The organism is Bartonella sp. B35(2025) (assembly GCF_053794465.1).
In genome coordinates this window covers 1,097,292-1,113,462 of record NZ_CP200035.1, presented here as the reverse complement: position 1 = coordinate 1,113,462, position 16,171 = coordinate 1,097,292, and the positions used below count along the sequence as shown (strand labels likewise).

Annotated in this window: 8 protein-coding genes; 7 read left to right on the top strand and 1 reads right to left on the bottom strand. The window is 35.9% G+C overall.

The window, feature by feature from the left end; genetic code table 11:
- Positions 1-8: 8 nt before the first annotated feature.
- The 7 genes from V4P56_RS04575 (at position 9) to V4P56_RS04545 (ending at position 11,652) form a co-directional block, all read left to right on the top strand.
- On the top strand, positions 9-1,667 hold the full coding sequence (locus V4P56_RS04575; RefSeq protein ID WP_455481745.1) for a BID domain-containing T4SS effector: 1,659 nt from the start codon (positions 9-11) through the stop codon (positions 1,665-1,667).
- Positions 1,668-1,788: 121 nt separating this feature from the next.
- Complete coding sequence (traG, locus tag V4P56_RS04570; RefSeq protein WP_455481744.1) at positions 1,789-3,708, top strand: Ti-type conjugative transfer system protein TraG; 1,920 nt, start codon at positions 1,789-1,791, stop codon at positions 3,706-3,708.
- A gap of 666 nt (positions 3,709-4,374) precedes the next feature.
- Positions 4,375-5,637, top strand: coding sequence for a BID domain-containing T4SS effector (locus tag V4P56_RS04565; protein ID WP_455481743.1), 1,263 nt, complete (start codon positions 4,375-4,377; stop codon positions 5,635-5,637).
- Between the two features lie 329 nt (positions 5,638-5,966).
- The gene (locus tag V4P56_RS04560; RefSeq protein ID WP_455481742.1) at positions 5,967-7,385 is read left to right on the top strand and encodes a BID domain-containing T4SS effector; all 1,419 of its coding nucleotides are present in this window, start codon (positions 5,967-5,969) and stop codon (positions 7,383-7,385) included.
- Between the two features lie 547 nt (positions 7,386-7,932).
- Positions 7,933-8,850, top strand: a complete 918-nt coding sequence (locus tag V4P56_RS04555) for a Fic family protein (protein WP_455481741.1) — start codon at positions 7,933-7,935, stop codon at positions 8,848-8,850.
- Positions 8,811-9,443 carry a BID domain-containing T4SS effector gene (locus tag V4P56_RS04550; RefSeq protein ID WP_455481740.1) on the top strand — a complete coding sequence of 211 codons (633 nt, stop codon included), beginning with the start codon at positions 8,811-8,813 and terminating at the stop codon, positions 9,441-9,443. Before V4P56_RS04555 ends, V4P56_RS04550 begins: the two co-directional genes overlap by 40 nt.
- A gap of 1,789 nt (positions 9,444-11,232) precedes the next feature.
- The gene (locus V4P56_RS04545) at positions 11,233-11,652 is read left to right on the top strand and encodes a flagellar protein FlgN (RefSeq protein WP_455481739.1); all 420 of its coding nucleotides are present in this window, start codon (positions 11,233-11,235) and stop codon (positions 11,650-11,652) included.
- 684 nt (positions 11,653-12,336) lie between these two features.
- On the opposite strand, the gene V4P56_RS04540 is transcribed toward V4P56_RS04545, so the two are convergent.
- Positions 12,337-14,907, bottom strand: a complete 2,571-nt coding sequence (locus V4P56_RS04540) for an autotransporter outer membrane beta-barrel domain-containing protein (RefSeq protein WP_455482663.1) — start codon at positions 14,905-14,907, stop codon at positions 12,337-12,339.
- Positions 14,908-16,171 lie beyond the last annotated feature (1,264 nt).

Genomic DNA, 16,171 nt, shown 5'->3' with positions numbered 1-16,171 from the left:
AGGTAACCATGCGAAAATTAAAAGCAAAAGCAAGAGCAGCAAGAATAACAGAAACATTATCCCCTACACCTTCATCTCATCATTATACATATCCTAATAGTGTCGTACCAAAAAATAAATATGGAATAATGAATTTGGCAGCTCTTGAGGCGCAATGTGCGCACGATGTATCCAAAGCAACCATTCGTTTACGTGAAGAACCACTGCCAGAACGGTTTAATTCTACTTATTTGAAATATATTCACAAAAATTTGTTTTTCAGCGTATTTGAATGGGCTGGGTGTACTCGCGATATTCCTTTTACATTTGCAGATGGTACCTCTGCTGTTATGTCAGATATGAAAGAAAGATCTGTGGATGTTGGTTTTGTGGGTGGTGATCAGCTTCAAGAGGGTTTACAAAAATTAGATCAAATACTTATTGAGAAAGATAATTTACAAGGTTTAGATCATAAAGAGTTTGCCCATCAAGCAGCAGAGATATTTGCCTTGCTCAACCATCTACATCCTTTCAGAGAAGGCAATGGACGTACCCAACGGTTATTTCTTGAAAATCTCGCCAAAGCTGCAGGCCATAGTCTTGATTTTTCACTTGTACCAAAAGAACGTATGATGGTTGCTAGTGCTGCGGCAAGTCAAGATGGAAATTTAGGTCCTTTGTGTCATCTATTTGAGGATATCTCCAATCCACAAAGAGTACTTATTTTAAAGGAATTTATAACTAACATGAAAGATACTGGAGGCGATGATATTAATAATCGTATTGTTATGGTTGCAGATGAAGGTAAGACCTGTACGGGTATTTATCAAGGTGCTAGATTAGAAGACTTTATGATCGACATGGAAGGTACTTATGTTGTTGGAAGAAAAGATAGTCTTCATCCAGAACAATTAAGGGTATTACGACCTGGCGATCAGCTTACTTTTACTGCTCCAATAGAAAAAAATCTTGAAAAAAATCTCATTCCCGCAGAAAAATTGGCTGCTTTAACAAAAGAGGAATTGTCTTCTATGCTTATGGAAGATGCTTGTGTTCAATTAACTATGGAACAAGTCCGGAAGTTATCAAAAATTGTTTATGGTAATCCGAAAATATTAGATACAAAGATGAATTTGATGCTTACAGATCACAGCATAGGTGATCGGCTTTCTAATCAAATTTCAAAGTACCCTACATCTATTTCTTCTCTTGTAGGGATTGATGTATTTTGTATAAAAAGTCAAACACGTGTAGCTGCTGAAAAGAATATTGGGCTCCTCAGTTGCGCAATTTCCAATTATTCGCGTGCTTTAAGATATGCGCAAAAAGAAATTTTTAAAGAACATCAAGCAGAACAAAGTCGCTGCGAAAAAGCTGTTACAATGCCAAGTCAAAGCTTACAGGATCTTTTTTGCTTACCAAAAGCACAGCAGAGAGAGCTTTTGTCTAATTCTCCTATATTGCGAAAAGAACTCCAAAGTTTTGTAAATAAATTGCACGATCGTTTATCGCCAAATGAACATAGAGCAATCAATAGCTGTGATTATAATAAACTTTCTGAAAGTATTGGTGTATCAGTAAATAAGGCAAGAGGAATTGTAGATATCGTCACGAAAACCAAGGAAACATATCAGCAATTAAAAATAATAAAAGTTAATCATTCAAAAGCGATAGCTATAACTGGTTAAAAATTATGGGGCTTTGTACCTTTATTTTAATGCTTATGGTCGAGAGCTATTTTGATAATATTTTGCCCATTAAAAAGTATTGTTTTATAGTCTATCCCGATAAAACTGAAAGTAAGGCACAATGAAATATACAAAAATGCAGATGGCACTTATTTTAATGCCAATCGCTTTGGGTACTTTAACAATATTCCTTGTTCCTTATTTGCTGTTGTTTGTAATTGATGGAATGAAGGTTAGTCAAACTTATTGGTATCTTCGTTCAGAACCATTATTGATTTTGGGATTGATTTCTGCAGTGTCATTAATTTACACTGCATCACAGAAATTGCATCTGCGCAGAGCTATCACGTTTATTTCAACTATTTTTTTTGGTGTCGTTGCTCTTTATTATATTGGCTGTGAAATTAAGCGCTTAAGTCCTTATATTGGTCAGCAAGGAATAACTTGGAACTATGCTCTACAGTTCATGGATTCTATGGTTATTATTGGCATAATCATCGGCATTGTTTTTTTGATAATCCAAGCCATACTAGCTTCTCCACGAATAAGTAAGGTAAAGCGTGCAAAAAAAGGAATTTTTGGAGATGCATCATGGATGCATTTAAATGATGCAGCAAAAATTTTCCCTGCAAATGGTCAAATTGTTGTTGGTGAAAGATACCGTGTTGACCAAGATAGCGTACGTGATATTCCCTTTACGCCCGGTGATAAAACAACATGGGGTAAAGGTGGTAAGGTGCCTTTGTTGACTTTTAATCTTGATTTTGGTTCAACCCACATGATCTTTTTTGCTGGTTCTGGTGGATATAAAACAACAAGTACAGTGGTTCCGACGTGTTTAACATATCCAGGTTCTATTATTTGTCTTGATCCTTCGACAGAGGTTGCGCCAATGGTTGAATTTGCGCGTAAAAAGATGAATAATAGAAACGTTATTGTTCTCGATCCAAATTCAGGATTGACAAAAAATTTTAATGTTCTTGATTGGCTTTTAGACGACAGTATACCACGTACACAGCGTGAAGCAAATATTGTAAGTTTTTCCAAACTACTTCTCACGGATAAAAAATCTGATAATTCTTCGGCAGAGTATTTTTCGACACAAGCGCATAATCTCTTAACTGCGCTTCTTGCACATGTTATATTTTCTGATGAATATGAAGATAGTGAGCGCAATTTAAAAACATTGCGCCATATTCTTTCTCAATCAGAAACGGCTGTTATTAATCAATTACGTTATATTCAAGAAACTACATTTTCTCCTTTTATTCGTGAAATGGTTGGTATTTTCACGGAAATGGCAGAGCAAACTTTTTCAGGAGTATACACAACAGCATCCAAAGATACTCAGTGGCTTTCTTTATCTAATTACGCTGATCTTGTTTGTGGTAGTGATTTTGTCTCTTCGGATATTGCAAATGGGAATACAGATGTTTTTCTCAATCTTCCTGCGAGTATTTTGAATAGTTATCCAGGGATTGGACGTGTGATTATTGGCGCATTTTTAAATGCAATGGTGATGGCTGATGGGAACTATAAAAAGCGTGTTTTATTTGTTTTGGATGAGGTTGATCTTCTCGGTTATATGAATGTTTTAGAAGAAGCACGCGATCGTGGTCGTAAATATGGCATATCTTTAATGTTATTTTATCAGTCTTCTGGTCAATTGGTTAATCACTTTGGAGAATCTGGAGCACGATCATGGTTTGAAAGTTGTTCATTTGTGAGTTACGCTGCGATTAAAGATCTGCAAACAGCTAAAGAAATTTCAGAACGCTGTGGTCAAATGACTATTGAAGTGACTGGAACAAGTAGATCTAGGGGGTTATCTTTTGGAAAAGGTTCTCAAAATGTTAACTATCAACAAAGAGCATTGATTTTACCTCATGAAATTATTCAGAATATGCGTCAAGATGAACAGATCATTCTTATGCAAGGACAATCGCCTTTACGATGTGGACGGTCGATCTATTTTAGAAGAAAAGAAATGTTAGCTGCTGCTGCGAAAAACCGCTTTGCTCCAAAAGTGCAGAAAAATTAATTTTGTCATGGAATGATACCAGAAAATTTTATTTTCTTATTTGAAATAAATTGACAAAAAATTACCTTATAAAATTTTGCATAGGCTAGCTGTATTCGTGATATCCTCTTTTTGCATGACAATTAATATGCATAAAAATGATGATTAAACAGTTTGTTAGTGTAAGATAAGCATAATGGCATAAGAAAAATATTACAGAAAATTTTCTAATAGTGTTCATGTAAAAGTAAAAGAGATTGTTAAACATATTTCATAAACTGAAAAAATTGAACAGTAAGCACAATTCCTCAAAGTAAATTACTTCCAAATTGATGATGATGACAAGCTAAACACATTGTAGTTTTGGTCTTTAATTTGATCTTTCAGCATTCATTATTTTGTATCAATTTTGGTCAGGAAGGTTGTTCAATGTTATGGTAGGTATTCATCAGAATATATTTTATAATTTTATGTAATTAATTGATAAAATTGCACAAAAAAACTGCATAAAAGTCATAAACATTGGTTATGGTTCATGTGAATAGCGCGAAATCTTTGGAGGTCATTCATATTGGTATCTTCCTTTGTATAAAAGCTATCACAGTAAAGCTGGCAAAGCATAAAGGTGGAGAGTGCACCAAAGAGTTTTTCTAAAACAAATGTTTAAAAGTTTGAAAGGAAACATAGATGGAAAAAAAGCAAACTAGCAATAGCCCTTCGGTCTCTTCTCTACGATCAGTATTTGAACAACAACTTCATATGCAGCAAGGATTAAATGAAGGAGGGCCATCTCAGACACAGTCAAGTCCAGAGAAACCACCAGAGCATGTATATGCAAAAGTGCAAAAAAAAACACCAGTCGATTCTCAAACAAAAAAGAGATCAACTGGAAGGGATCAGGAGCCTGTTTACGCATCGCTTGATTTTGGTCCAAAAGGAACTTCTCAGACACAAGATAGATCGGCTGGGAGGGGGACTGAGCCTGTTTATGCATCGCTTGATTTTGGTGCAACAGGAGATTCTCAATCGAGAGGTAGATCTACTGAAAGGGGTCCAACTGACACTATCTACACAGAAGTTAGTTCACATCAGCCGGGAGGGGCTCAAGCAAAAGGTAGATCTACTGAAAGGGGTCCAACTGACACTATCTATACAGAAGTTAGTTCACATCAGCCGGGAGGGGCTCAAGCAAAAGGTAGATCTACTGAAAGGGGTCCAACTGACACTATCTACACAGAAGTTAGTTCACATCAGCCGGGAGGGGCTCAAGCAAAAGGTAGATCTACTGAAAGGGGTCCAACTGACACTATCTACACAGAAGTTAGTTCACATCAGCCAGGGGCATCTCAAGCGAGAGGTAGGTCGGCTGGAGGTCAGAAGGTGGAGACTGTTTATGCGACAGCTGGTTTCCCAGTGCGTAGAGGTCCTCTTTCGGACCATGAGATTATTGAAAGAGTGGGATCACGTGAAGAGGTGCGATATGGCATGGAAGAAGTTCGATATTGGTGCAAAATGGTGTATGGCAACCCGAATGTTTTGCAGGGTAGACTTGAGCAAATTGTTGGGCATCCTGCTGTGGGGGAGGCACTTTCATGGCGAATTGCAGAATCTCCAGAAACTATTGATAAGTTTGCTGGCAATAAAACACTTGGTATAAAAAGTGGTACGCGTAAAACTGCTGAAGAAAGTATTCTCCCTTTATGTCAAGCGCTTGACAGATATGTGGAAGCTATAAAAAAAGCGCACAGGGATGTTCATCGAGAACATCACACACAACAAAAGGGTATGGGTGGGCTTGAGCATCAGTCGCCGAAGAAGCCGGAAAATATTAAGCAAACAAAAGATGTGGAGCGTCATGGTCATCATCACGGTCATCACCACCATCATCGCCGGCATGATCGTTCGCCTAGTGCTGATCGTTCAAAAGGAGGCTTTGCTATGACTGGCTGAGGCTTTAAGCCTTGTTCTTTAGATACTCTCTTGGCACAAATTATTTTGTATAATTTGTGCCGTGGGGTTTTTGTGTAATGTGCATGAAAAATACAGTAAATATGTTGCATAAATTTTGTGTAACTTATTGATAAAGTTCACAATAATATCGCATAAAAGTCACAAATATTGGTTATGATTGGGGCGAATAGCGTGAAATCTGAAATCTCTGGAGGTCATTCAAATTAACATTCTCTCCTGAATGAAAATTATCAGATATAAAGATGAAGAGTGCACTAAAGAGCTTTTCTAAAAACAGATGTTGAAAAAATTTGAAAGGAAACACACAGATGGAAAAAGAGAAAGTTAGCCCTCACCCTTCGGTCTCTTCTTTACGAGCGATGTTCGATCAAAGTTCACAGGTGCAACAGATGCAGCAGAAATTACAGCGAGAATTAAGCAAAAGCAAGACACCTCCTCCAAAACCACCCAGAAGCAAAAGGCAGGATTCTCCATATGAAAAAGTGAATAAACAATCAGCAGTCACTCAAGCAAGGGATAGATCTGCTGGAGGTCCTAAGGTAGATTCTGTTTATGCAACAGTTGGTTTATCACAAAACGGAGCGTCCCAAGCACAAGATAGGCGCGCTAACGAGCATCCAGAAGAGCATGTTTATGCAACCATTGATCCGTTTCAGGCAGGCGCTTCTCAAGCAAGGGATAGATCTACTGGAAATCCTAATATAGATTCTGTTTATGCAACAGTTGGTTTATCACAAAACGGGGCGTCCCAAGCACAAGATAGGCGCGCTAACGAGCATCCAGAGGAGCATGTTTATGCAACGATTGATCCGCTTCAGGCAGGCGCTTCTCAAGCAAGGGATAGATCTGCTGGAAATCCTAATATAGATTCTGTTTATGCAACAGTTGGTTTATCACAAAATGGGGCGTCCCAAGCACAGGACAGGCTCGCTAACGAGCATCCAGAGGAGCATGTTTATGCAACCATTGATCCGCTTCAGGCAGGCGCTTCTCAAGCAAGGGATAGATCTGCTGGAAATCCTAATATAGATTCTGTTTATGCAACAGTTGGTTTGTCACAAAACGGAGCGTTCCAAGCACAAGATAGGCGCGCTAACGAGCATCCAGAAGAGCATGTTTATGCAACGATTGATCCGCTTCAGGCAGGCGCTTCTCAAGCAAGGGATAGATCTGCTGGAAATCCTAATATAGATTCTGTTTATGCAACAGTTGGTGCTCCACAGAATACAGGTCATCCTTCAAGAAAGAGTGTTCTTAAAAAGGTAGAAGAAGATACAGTAGTTCAACATAGTGCAGCAGCAGTTCAATACTGGGCTAAAGTTGTTTATGGTGACTCGAGTGTTTTGCAGAGTAAAATTATGAAAGTTCTTGCACTTCCTAGTTTAGGAAATGAACTCTCATGGGACATTACAGAATCTCCCTCGTCTGTTCATAAGCTCGCTGGTATTAAAGTGTTTGGTATAAAAAGTAGTGCGCGTAAAGCGGCTGAAGAAGGTGTTGCACCCTTGTGTCAAGCCATTGAAAATTATGCGCAGGCTGTAAGAAAAGCATATGATGGCATTCGTCATGGGCATCATGCACAACAAAGAGAAGTTGCTAGATCAGAAGATAAGTCACTAAAGATGACAGCAAGTGTTACGCAGGAAAAAGGTCTGCAACGCAAAGGTCATCAGAATTTACATGTGGATAGAATTGAGCGTCCAAAAGTGTTGGCTATGGCTAGATGAGATTGCATCAGCGTTATTTTTGAAATAATCTCTTGGCGTAAATCATACAAAGCGATTTGCGCCAAGGGGGGAACTCATGTAATGTTACGATATTAAATATACTCCATAATTTTACGTAACTTATTGATAAATTTGTAATAATACCGCATAAAAGTCAAAATATTGGGTATGATTGACGTGAATAGCGAAAAATCTAAAATCTTTGAAAATTATTTAAATTAACATTCTCTATTTAAGTTGACATTCTCTCTTAAGTGAAAATTATTAAGGCAATAAATATGGAGAATGTGACAAAGAGGCTTTCTAAAAAAAATTTAAAAAGCTTGAAAGGGAATGTGTATGAAAAAAGCCAGACTGACCATTCTGCATCTCTCATGTTGGAAAAATTAAATGAAAACCGTGAAGCAGTTCATGTAAGTATTCGTAAAAAAATAAAGCTAGAATCGCAGAATTTTTTTACTCCAATAATAAAGTACTCAAAAATAAATATCGTATCACAGAAGCGAAAATATTAAATGAAGAATGTTCTCGTGATGTGGCACGAGAAATGGTCAATTTGTACAAAGAACCTCTGCCAGATAAAATTGATTCCTCCTATTTAAAATATATTCATCAATGTTTATTTCAGCATACTTTTGAATGGGCTGGACAAACTCGTGATAAACCTTTTACATTTATGGATGGCAGTGTTGCTGTAGCATCTATTATGAAAAAAAGAGAATTTACAGCTCCTTTTGCTGTTGGCAAAAAGGTAGAGGAAGGGCTTAATAATTTAGATAAAATGCTCGCTGATAAGAATTATTTACAAGATTCAACCCGGGAAGAATTCGTTAAGTATGCAGCTGAAATGATGATCAGTTTGCACCATACGCATCCTTTCAGAGAGGGCAATAGGCGTACACAACGAGTATTTTTTGAAAGGCTTGCTGAATCTGTAGGTTATAAGCTAAACTTTTCTCTTGCAACGAAAAAGCGCAAGATGTTTGCTAATGTTGCAGCGATGGAATACGGCGATTCAGAGCCGATGCAGCATTTGCTTGAGGATATATCTCATCCAGAAAAAGTACTTCTTTTAAATGAATTTACTAACTATATGAGAGAGATTGGTCTTGATGAAAAAAATTATCGTCTTTCTGTTGTAGCAAAAGAAGGTTGTCTCTATAGTAGTACATATAGAGGCAGTGGGTTAAATGGCTTTATGATCGATGTTAATGGTATTTTTGTTATAGGAAATAAACAAGATCTCACACCAGAGCAATTGAAGACATTGAAAATTGGTGATCACATTTCTTTTACAGCACCAATGGCTAAAGATGTACAACAAATGCTGATCCCGGAAGAAAAAATAGCGCCTCTTAAAAAAGAAGAAATTGTGGATAGGGTTCAAGATGATGTATTTGTTCAAGAAAGTATAAAAAAATCGAATTGTTATCTCAAGTTGTTTATGGCAATAAACATATTTTAAAAAACAAAATTCTAAAGATTGAAATTCCAGTGACTAGTGAAAATGTCACTGAAGGAGAGCAGTTTGCACGGCATATTGGAGCATTTCCTCAGTCTATTTCTAAGCTTTCTGGTATCAGTATTTTTTGTATAAAAAGTAATGCGCGCATGCTTGCTGAAGAAAATATTTTACCCTTAAGTCATGCTATTTTTGATTATGTACACGCTGTAAAACAGGTGGAAAAGGAAGTTCTATATAACCATCACATGGAGCAAAAACGCTGTGGACAGTCAGTAGAAATACCTAGTAAGTGGATGAAAAATCTACTCTCCTTACCAAGAGAACAACAGGAAGAAGTCGTATCAAATTCTCCTGAGCTGAAAGCACAAGTAGATGATTATGCTCACAAAATCAATGAGCGCTTATCAGTAAAGGAGCATAAAGCTTTAAAGGAAAATAAGTACAAGGAACTCGCTGAAAGTATTGGTACATCAGCACGGAAAGCAGAAGAAATTATAAAAGTCTTCAAGCAAGTAAAAGAAATGCAGCAAAATGCTTATCAGCGGAATATTTATTCACATAAAGTTGAGCGTCCAAAGGCAATAGCTATATGACTGGCTAGGCTTGTATAAGCTTTATTCTTTTATATTGGCGTGAATCATGAAAAATGCTTTACGCTCAAGGGAGTTTTTGTAATATTATGGAGAATGTTTGTTATAATATATTTCATTATTTTACATAACTAGCTATAGTACTTCTCATTGAATCAATTAGCACTGAAACAGTTATTTATAATAAAGTAAAACACTCATAAAGAGAAGTTTTAAGTGCTTATTTTACAAGGTTCACAATCAAAGAAGGATTAAAAAAATCAGTGAATGAATGAATAAAGTGAGTAGTAACATATGTTGTCAATTGAGCTGCAGAAATATCACAATACACGGCACTCTTTTGGTAGGTAGGTAATGCTCTGTAATTTTTTATACAAATACACTGACTGAAAGAGGTTTATTTCTGCAATTTTAACTTTTTAATAAGTAACAAAACAGAAGTAATTATGAAGATTAACAATGGCTTACATCATAATAAAAAATATATTTAGCTTGGATCTATTTTTTTACAACTGTAGGTAATAATTATATTTGTTAAAATATGTGTTTGTCATAATAATAATTTTAAAGACGTCTAATATCAATTTTATAAAGCATATAATTCTATAGATTGTCTAATACTACAGATTGTCATCCATTTAACAAATTTTAAATCATTTTTTTGATTTTGTAGGAAATTGATTATTTTGTAGTGCAGATCATAAAGAAAGTAAAAATTTTTTACATTTTTCTTTATGTGCAGTTATTGCAAAAAATTCTTCTCATATAAGATTATTGATTGATTTAATATGATAAAAAGGGTAGCTAAAATAGCTTTTTATAACCGAATCTCAAGAATGATCGTTTATAAAAGAAAAGCATGCAGTATCGCCTAATCTTAAATTTTAGGAGCTAGAATGAGCTTCCAAACTGGGGCGTTATTTTGTAGAGGAAGTTCTTATTGTTTCTTTTTTCGTAGAAGGGATAAGTAAAAAGAGGCTGCATAAACAGTACATTGTAAGTATAGTATAAACAAAAATGATGAGAGCATCAATATATAGGTTTAATAATTCATTGTACTGAAGGATTAAGGGGGGAGAATATATTTTTTGAAAATTCTTAAAAAAGAAGAAAAGCCTTATACCATAAACTATTGGTTGCATAGAAAAGCAAATAATAATTAAACACAATAAGTCTGTAGTTATTTAACTATAGGTGAGTATTTTTTGATGTTAATGTACGGCTAATCTTCTCAAAAAGTGTTCTTCTGTTGACAAATTGTGTATTTATATAAAATATTATATATACAATTATGGTGCATGAAGGGAGTAAATCTTTCAGAATTAACAGAACTGATTTTATAGAATACAAAAAGATTCAGTATCGGATACATACGAAATTAAAGATTGTGGAGGATAAAAAATGTTGAAATCTTTAAAGAATTTAAGTCCTTATCATCAATCTATAAAGCTTTGCTGAGTATATTTTATAGCTAATACATTATGAATTTTTGTTGAAAATAAGTAAGATAAATTTGGAAATTATAATGCCTATCATGATTGGAAAGTATCAGTTTGAGAATTTATAGTATCTTATGGAATTGTTATCGCACTGATAGTGGTTTTTGAGCAAGAAAGGAAAGGAAGTTGTTTATATAATAAATTGAAAATTTAATAAGTATAAGCTGTAAAGGATTATTGTATGATTATTTATGTAATAAATTCAATATGATATATTGACAGCGAATAGGAGTTTCTTGATTATCCTCATTGGAGATTAAGATTGAAATAGTACTACTGAAGGGGAAATAAAAATGTCTGTAACGCAATATAATGATGATAATGCTGTCTCAAAAGCAAAAGTTCTTGATAATGATCTCATTGACCGTGGTTGGGCAATGACAAAGTTTGTTGCTGCTGTTAAAGGTTTGGCGCAAGTAGTTGATTATGAAAGTAATATGCTAGAGAGCAGCGGTATCCCAGATTACGAAGAGATAAGCTTATGTAAAACACGTGGTTTACGTGATCTTAATAAATCTATGAGTGATGTGAAACGTTACATGAATCAAGATATAGAGAATGAGGTGGAAAGCTTATTAACGGATTTAAAGGAAAAATTGCATCGTAATAGTGAGCTACTTCAGATTCATTTAGATGCAGTTAATAATCTTTCGCAAACTTTGCAAACAACTGCTCGTACGAAAGGAACAGATGGGTCTATGACTCAGTTTTAGTTGATATCAACTGTTTTTCAGTAACTAATCTATTCCAATTTGGTGTAGATTTGTTTAGTGGCTTTGGGGGTGGGTATTATTTAGCATTGCAATATATTGCAGTTTTTATTCTGATCTTGCAAAAGAATTTACTTCTTACTGTTTACTGTGATGAGAGATTAATTCTAGATGCAGGGAGATTTTTTATATTTCTATTTTGATTTATGAAAATAATTTTTCTTGGGGAAGGAAAATTTCTGCTTCTTTTTCATATAAAGAGGGGACTTTCTTAACTACTATAGAAGATCTTTCTTTTTGTCTTTGATATCTGTGATATTTTAGGCAACAATACTTTTATATTTATAGGGGGAGACTTTGGATTTTTATGCATGAGAAAGCAAATTTATGAGTGCATGCCAAGGAAAAGTAGGGGGATGGGTAGTTTTCTCTTACTAAGTGTTATAAGGAAAATTTAATTAAAGCACACAACTAATCTATCATTTTTATGCTTTTTTACCAAATTGAATAAAGATCTTTTTGGATTTTAAACTTTATTAGAATATTTTACCAATTATGGTTAGCCAATAGATCGAGTAATTTTTTTAGCATTTTTGTGTTAAATTTTTTATTTTTTTGAGGAATATATATCTAAATATAAAGGCAGCACATTGTGCTGCCTTTAAGTAGAGTCTACACTCATTTTTTTTAAAAACGATAGCGTATTCCACCGGAAAAACTGGTTCCAGATACACCAGCTTTTTGAAGCTTATGCCGATAACTAATACCACCGTGAAGTGCAATATTTAGAGATAAGTTGGCATTAATCCCAACACCACCTTCAATTGATGATCCGGTTTGGTTTAGATGAAAAGTATCAACAATTTTGATTGTTCCAGCATCACCAAAGGCTTTAATTATATTCAATTTACCATAGAAGGAAACAGTATTGTCTTTTTCAGCGGTGATTACAGTTTTTGTTAAACGTCCACCAACACGTACTAACCATTGATGAGGATTACCCATATCAACTTTGAAGCCATCAGCATCTGAGATAACATCATACATTAGGTGCTGATATACAAATTGTGCTTGTGGCTCAAACATCACCCCTTTAACCCCAGTGGTTAGTTTTTGACCAATAGTCGCAGATGCACTCAATGTCTTCGTACCATCCAATTTTGCTGCATTTCCAACGAGGGCTGTGGTAATATTTCCTTTCAGCGACCCATAAGAAAGAAGTGCATTCACGTACGCACCATTACTATGCCGTGCACCACCGTAAGTAGTAATCGACCATTTATCAAGCATCGTCTTTTCAGAGTCTTCCATATCTTTTGGAGTGAAAGTAAGTTTTCCGTAAGTACCTAAAAGACCAAAATGTGTGGTAATATCTTTGCTTTCTAACGCAGCCAGCGTGGCACCTGCTTGTAAAGCAGAATAGTTCACATCAGCATCATAGCCATACTGCATTGGATTACGGTTTGAAGATAAGGTAATTCCTTCACCATAGGAAGATAAAAATATTCCTCTCTTTTTATTATTTTCTTCTTCAAACAGTTTATCTAATAGAATATTTTGATTGTTTACATCAGAAAATCCAGCAGAAAATAAAGCATTTGGCATGACTAAATAATTTGCTACTTGTGGCAAAAGAGCTCTGATCTTTTTATCTCCATCAATGTATGCATTTTGCAAACGGAAATCCCAAAAATCACGGCTTTCATTACCAAATAGGTTTTGGCTAGCATCTGATTTCCCTGGTTCATAAGCAGTGAGCACATATTTGTAAGGCAAACCATGCATTGAGAGGTAGTTATTCATAAGTTTAAAGGAATTTTTATTAGCTTTTCCAGAAACTTGAATAACTGAGATTCCATGTGTTTCTAAAGGAGTAGATGCCATATTTTCTCCCCACACAGAATTGCTGTTGGTAACCTTTTTATCATTTTCATGGAGATTAATATGAACTGTGGTGGTACCTGAAACATCACCAGCAATAACAACACGGTCAGTTTTTTGGGTTGCTACTGGAGAATTATTACTCCATTTAGAATTCAAATAAATTTCCGCTTTACCCGTTGCATTGTAAACTATTGTGCTATTAGAGGAATTATTTACTTGCTGCGACTTAGATCCTACATACAAAGCCTGATAATGTTCCTCTGTTGGTTTTTCAAACATAACAGTACTATCTTTAAGATTAAGTGCAGAAAGGTTAGAGTATGATTTTTCATCAATACCAAATAATTCGTATTCAGATGAATTTTTATCATTATTCTTTTCATTCTTATTAGCTTTTAAAGACCATTTTGTATTATTTTCTAAAATAAAGACCGTTTTGTTATCTTCTAATACTCTTACCCGTCCTTCTAAAAGAGAATTATTTGCATTTAATGTAAAGGTGTGTGCGGAATCCCCATCCTTTTTTTCGTGTATTGATAAAACATCGGCATGAATTTCTGAATCTTTAAGATTAGCTTCACCGTTTTTAAGCATCCCATAAATACCAATACCAACACCATTTTCAACAAAAAGCTTTGTATTGGTTAGCATTACCTTATTGGGAGTATTATTTTCTTGAAGACTACGTGTAGTACGCCGTTTTTCAGAAGTACTGTCTACACCTTGGAAAATGATACCATGAGGGGTGTTATCATCTGTAACATAACCCGTAACATTTACAGTTGAATCCTTAAGATTGATTATCCCATTTTTGTTTATTAAACCAGTCGATACTGCCGTTGTAGTAATCCCTGTGGCTTCAATATTTCCACCATCAAACGCACTTAGTGCAACAAGCTTTGAAGAGACTGTTCCTCCTATTATCTTGACTATCGAGTTTGTCCCTTTTGCATTCACAGCCATATCATCGGCTTGAATTTTAGGATTATGCTTCGTTACAGTATTGCCATCTTTAACTTCAATCTTAGGCAGTATATTCTCAATTTGCGCGGGCTTTATATGTTTTTCAGACGTAGATTGTTCAGATGCAAGTTTTATAGGTGTAGACTGTGCAGTTACAGGTTTTATAGGTGTAGACTGTGCAGTTACAGGTTTTATAGGTGTAGACTGTGCAGTTACGGATTTTTCAGCCAGAATCTGCTTAGATTTAACGGGTTCAGATTTTACATTAGACTTTTCAGATATGGATTTTGTGGGAGCAGACTGTGGTAATGTAACTTTGGTAGGCTGCCCTGTTTCAGGTTTTACTTTAGGCTCAGACTGTGTAGATTTTGCTGCTGCAGATTGTACAGATTCTACAGGTTTTACAGGCACAGATTGTGTTGATCCTACAGATTGCGAGGGTGTAATTTTGTTAGAGGTTTGTGCGGGCTTTGCAGCAGACACAGGCTTTGCAGCTTCAGATTTTGCAGATTGAACATGTTCAGTCTTGGTTATTTCAGATTTTGCAGATGTAGATTGTTGTAATGCGACTTGGGAAGGTTGTTCCGTTCCAGGTTTTACTTTAGATTCAAGCTGTGTAGATTTCGTAGTTGTGGAAGTTTTTCCTGCGACTTGGGATATTTGCTCTGTGGTTAAAGATGGAGATGTTCGTCCTGTAGTTTGTGGTGTTTGCCCTACGGTTAAAGATGGAGATGTTCGTCCTGTAGTTTGTGGTGTTTGCCCTACGGTTGAAGATGGAGATGATTGTTCTGTAGTTTGGGATGTTTGTCCTGCGGTTATAGATGGAGATGCTTGTTCTGTAGTTTGGGATGTTTGTCCTGCGGTTATAGATAGAGATGCTTGTTCTGTAGTTTGGGATGTTTGTCCTGCGGTTGTAGATTCTACATTTGGACGCTTTCTAGATTTTGCTTCTTCTGCAGCTGTAGATACACTTGATGTAGTTTGGGAAGGTTCTTCTGTTTCAGGTCTTACTTTAGATTCAAGTTGTGAAGATTCTATAGTTGTGGAGTTTTGTTCTGTAACAGCTGTAGAAGCTTTTCCTGCAACTTTGGATGTTTGCTCTATGGCTAAAGATGGAGATGCTTGTCCTGTAGTTTGGGATGTCTGTCCTGCGGTTATAGATGGAAGTGTTTGTTCTGTAGCTGTGGAAATTTGTCCTGCGGTTATAGCTACATCTGGATGCTCTCTAGATTTTGCTTTTTCTGCAGATGCAGGTCTAGATCCACTTGATACGGTTGATATATCTGTAGATTCATTAGATGAATGTGCTGTAGGTGCAGTACTTGTGGTTTCAGATTGTGTTCCTGTAGGTATAAGTTCCAAAGTGGGGGCAGGCACAAGTACTGTATCTGTAGTTAAAGATTCCACAGTTGGAATTAAGGATTCTGAACTCACAGTCTGAGTAAGTACAGACGTACTAAATCTTGTTTGTTCTGTATCTGTAGTCCCACCTGATGCGGTTGATATATCTGCAGATTCATTAGATGAAGGTGCTGTAGGTGTAGATGAAGGTGCTGTAGGTGTAGATGAAGGTGCTGTAGGTATAGATGAAGGTGCTGTAGGTGTGATTGAAGATTCCACAGTTGGAGGTGAAGATTCTAGATGCGCAGTCTGAGTAGATACAGACATAGGTTTA

Coding starts and splice junctions, on each gene's coding strand:
- V4P56_RS04575 (WP_455481745.1), top strand. CDS start 9: ATGCGAAAATTAAAAGCAAAAGCAAGAGCAGCAAGAATAACAGAAACA.
- traG (WP_455481744.1), top strand. CDS start 1,789: ATGAAATATACAAAAATGCAGATGGCACTTATTTTAATGCCAATCGCT.
- V4P56_RS04565 (WP_455481743.1), top strand. CDS start 4,375: ATGGAAAAAAAGCAAACTAGCAATAGCCCTTCGGTCTCTTCTCTACGA.
- V4P56_RS04560 (WP_455481742.1), top strand. CDS start 5,967: ATGGAAAAAGAGAAAGTTAGCCCTCACCCTTCGGTCTCTTCTTTACGA.
- V4P56_RS04555 (WP_455481741.1), top strand. CDS start 7,933: ATGGTCAATTTGTACAAAGAACCTCTGCCAGATAAAATTGATTCCTCC.
- V4P56_RS04545 (WP_455481739.1), top strand. CDS start 11,233: ATGTCTGTAACGCAATATAATGATGATAATGCTGTCTCAAAAGCAAAA.